Here is a 3956-nt window from a genome sequence, read left to right on the forward strand (position 1 = left end):
ACGCCGCGCTGCACCAACTCGCGCACCATCTCCTCGGCGAAAAACGGGTTCCCCGCGGCCCGCTCGGCGATGATCGTCGCGAGCTCGCTGACCGAGGGATCGGTACCCAGCAGCACACCTAACAGGGTGGCGGTGTCCGAATCACCCAGTGCGGCAAGGGCTATCGTCTGAGCGCCGGGTGCGCGCGTCAGTGCGCCCTGGTATTCGGGGCGGGCGGTGATCAGCACCATCACCCTGGTCTGGGGGATCACCGCGAGGAAGTCGGCCAGCATCGACTCGCTCACCGCATCGATCCAATGCGCATCCTCGATCACGTAGAGCGCCGGTCGGGTGCGTGCCAGCGATGCGGTGTTGATCAGTGCGATCAGCCGGCGCCGCCGCGCGTCGGGGTTGATTTGGGGGAGCGGTACCTCGGGGTCGGCCATGCCGAGCAGATCGTCAAGCAGTAGGAGATCCTGTGGATCGGCATCGGAAGGCGCGGCGGCGCGCAACCGCGTCCGTGCGGCTTCGCCGTCGACCTCGGCCACATTCATGGCGGCCCGCAACAGCCGTGTCACGGCATGGAATGGAACGTCGCTCGCGTGCGATTCGCAAAAGGCCCAATACACCTCGACCCCGCGGCCGGAGGCGAGCGCAGCAACCTCGCGGGCGACCCGGCTTTTGCCGATGCCCGGCGGTCCGACCACGGTCACGACGCCACCGCGGCCGCCGATCGTGCGGTCCACCATGGCGTCAAGCGCCGCGATCTCCCAGCGCCTGCCGACCAGGCTCGGCTCGGCGCGCCCGACCACCCCTTGCCGCGGCTGGATCGCGAGCAGCCGGTGCGTGCGCAACGGTTGCCCGGCGCCCTTGATGTGCATCCACTCCGGTTCGGCCAGCAGCACGGTGTGCTCGACCAGCTGTGCGGTCGACTCGGAAAGCAGCACCCCGCCCTCCGGCGCCGCGGATTCCATCCGCTGGGCATACCCTACTGTCTCGCCGGTCGCGGCGTATCCCAGTGCGCCCGAACCGATTTCACCGGCGATCACCCGACCCGAGTTCAGGCCCACCCGCAACCGCAGCGCCACGCCGTCGCGCTGCAGCACCTCGGCCGCCAGCCGGGTGGCTTCGTCCTGGATGGCCAGCGCGGCCAGACACGCGCGAAAGGCGTGGTCCTCCAAGGCAACCGGGGCGCCGAATAGCGCCATCACGCCATCGCCGTTGTAGTCGACGGTGCCGCCGTAGCGTTGCACCAACGCCGCCGACCGCTCCACCAGGGCGGTCATGATTTCGCGCAACCGCTCGAGGTCCAAGACGGCCGCGATGTCCATCGACCCCACCACGTCGGCGAACAGCACCGTCACCTGCTTGTATTGCGCCGTATCACCCGAAACCGCAGTCGGGGCGCCGCACTCGTCGCAGAACCTTGCGTTCGCTCGCAGGCCAGTGCCGCATGACCCGCAGGCCTTCATCCCTGCACCACCGATCCAGGAGTCCCGACCACCCCTGATTGACCAACAATACGGCGTCCACCAACACGTCGACGGGCAAAAGCAAAGCCCATATCAGGTTCCTAGGGCAAACCTTGACAGTGTCATAGTTACAGTGTCAGTATCGATGCATGACCGAGCGGCCGTCGTGGACGCTGGACGAACTGGTGCGACGGGTCGCCGACAGCCTGGCCGATCCGGGGTACCCGGGCGCGCCCAACGGGCGAGTGCGGGAGCTGCCCGATCGGCGGATTGTGCGCTGGTACACGACGACCGGACTTGTCGACCGGCCCGCCATGCAGGGCCGCACAGCGATCTACTGCACCAGGCACCTGCTGCAGATCGTCGCCGTCAAACGCCGTCAGGCGCAGGGCCGCTCGCTGGCCGAGATCCAGGCCGAACTCGCCGGCGCGACAAACGAAACGCTGCGCCGCATCGCCGCCGTTCCCGACGAGATCATCGCGGCGGAGCCGGCGTATGAGTCGGCGGCGCGCCCCCGCTTCTGGGCCGATCCGCCCGTCGAACCGGTGGCCAACGGTGACGGCGCTGACAGTGTCACGACGCTGTCCGCGGTGAACCTGCCGGGTGGCGCGCTGTTGCTGCTGCCCGCCCGACCTGACGAAGACGACATCCATGCGATCGGTGCGGCCGCCCGGCCGCTGCTGGAAGTGCTGGCTGAACGTGGATTGCTGTCAGGCTTGCTACCCCTCGACGAACGGAGCCCATCATGACCGTCCGCACCACGTCGACGACCGACGACGAGGCGGGGTTGGGTGCGCTGCGCACCGAGCGGGGCAACCTGCCCCTCGACCGCATCGACGTTCGGGCCGAGATCAGCGGGCTCACCAGCCAAGTCGAGCTGAGGCAGGACTTCGTCAACACCTTCGACGTGCCGCTGGAAGCCAGCTATGTGTTCCCGCTGCCGGATCGCGCCGCGGTCACCCGAATGCAGCTGACCGCCGACGGTCGCGTCGTCGAGGCCGAGCTACGCGAGCGGGAGGCTGCCCGTCGCGCGTACGACGGGGCCGTCGAGTCGGGCCGGCGTGCGTCCATCACCGAAGAGGAGCGGCCGGAAATCTTCACCATGCGGGTTGGCAACATCCTGCCGGGTGCACGGGTCAGCGTCGCACTCACGCTGCTCAACCCGCTGGCCTGCGAGGACGGCGAGGCGACGTTCCGGTTCCCGCTCGTGGTGGCGCCGCGGTACATCCCGGGCAAGCCCCTCGCCGATACCGCGGTCGGCGACGGCTATGCCCACGACACCGATGCGGTTCCCGACGCCTCGCGCATCACCCCGCCGGTGCTGTTGCCCGGATTCCCCAACCCGGTTCCACTGACCATCGACGTCGGCATCGACCCTGCCGGTCTGACACCGTCGGAGGTGCGGTCGAGCCTGCCCGCGGTGACTACCGACGACGGCCGGATACGGGTTCAGCCAGGGGCGCAGGCCGACCGGGATTTCGTCCTGCGGTTGCGCTACGGCGCTGACGACCTCACCGACTCGCTCGTCCTGGTTCCGGACGCCGACGGCGACGAGGGTACCTATCGGCTCACCGTGCTGTCGCCAGCGTCAACTGGGCCGCTGCGCCCGCGCGACCTGGTGCTGGTGCTGGACCGTTCCGGCAGCATGCGCGGATGGAAGATGATGGCCGCTCGCCGCGCCGCGTCGCGCATAGTCGACACGCTCACCAGCGGCGACCGGTTCGCGGTCCTGACATTCGACGACCAAATCGAGTGTCCCGCCGGACTGCCCGATGGGCTGGTTGAGGCCACCGATCGGCACCGGTACCGCGCTGTCGAACACCTTGCCCGGGTCGACGCGCGGGGCGGAAAGGAGTTGGTCGCACCGTTGCGGCAGGCCCTCGCCTTATTGAGCGGGACCGATGCCGCCCGCGATGCCGTGGTCGTCCTGGTGACCGATGGGCAAGTCGGTAACGAAGACCAGTTGATTCGGACACTGTCTCGCGACCTGCACCGAGTGCGGGTGCACGCGGTTGGCGTTGACCAGGCCGTCAACGCCGGATTCCTGGGCCGGCTCGCCAAGGCCGGCGGGGGACACTGCGAACTGGTGGAAAGCGAGGACCGCCTCGACGAGGCAATGCACGCCATTCACCGCCGCATCGGTGCGCCACTCGCATCCTCGCTGGCACTACAGGCCGACGGCCTGATGACGATCGAGGACACCGCGAGCCCGGTTCGGTTGCCCGACCTGCTGCCGGGCGTGCCGCTGTTGGTGACCGGGCGATATCGGGGAGCCGCGTCCGGATCGCTCACCCTGCGCGGCACGTCCGGCGACGGCAGTGACTGGTCGGCCACCGTCGCCGGGCAGCGCGGCGATGCCTCGGCAGTGACCGCTCAATGGGCGCGCGCCCACCTGCGCGACCTCGAGGACCGCTTCGCCTCCGCGTCGGGAAGTAACGGCAGCAGTTCCACGCAGGATCTGGCGAAGCGGATCGTCGACACGTCGCTGCGGTTCGGTGTGTTGTG

At 68.9% G+C, this 3956-nt stretch carries 3 protein-coding genes; 2 read left to right on the forward strand and 1 reads right to left on the reverse strand.

What is annotated here, in order from left to right; genetic code table 11:
• Window positions 1-1451: AAA family ATPase (locus tag VML93_RS20935; RefSeq protein WP_325613633.1), on the reverse strand; the 1451-nt coding region annotated here is incomplete at its 3' end.
• Window positions 1452-1600: 149 nt separating this feature from the next.
• Here VML93_RS20935 and VML93_RS20940 point away from each other — a divergent pair.
• Entirely contained in the window at window positions 1601-2200 is a 600-nt protein-coding gene (locus VML93_RS20940; protein ID WP_325613634.1) for a hypothetical protein, read from the forward strand.
• Window positions 2197-3956 (forward strand): VIT domain-containing protein (locus VML93_RS20945; RefSeq protein WP_325613636.1); only part of this gene is annotated, 1760 nt, incomplete at its 3' end. The genes VML93_RS20940 and VML93_RS20945, both read left to right, overlap by 4 nt.

The sequence above is a fragment of the Mycobacterium sp. genome (assembly GCF_035499775.1).
Classification (GTDB): domain Bacteria; phylum Actinomycetota; class Actinomycetes; order Mycobacteriales; family Mycobacteriaceae; genus Mycobacterium.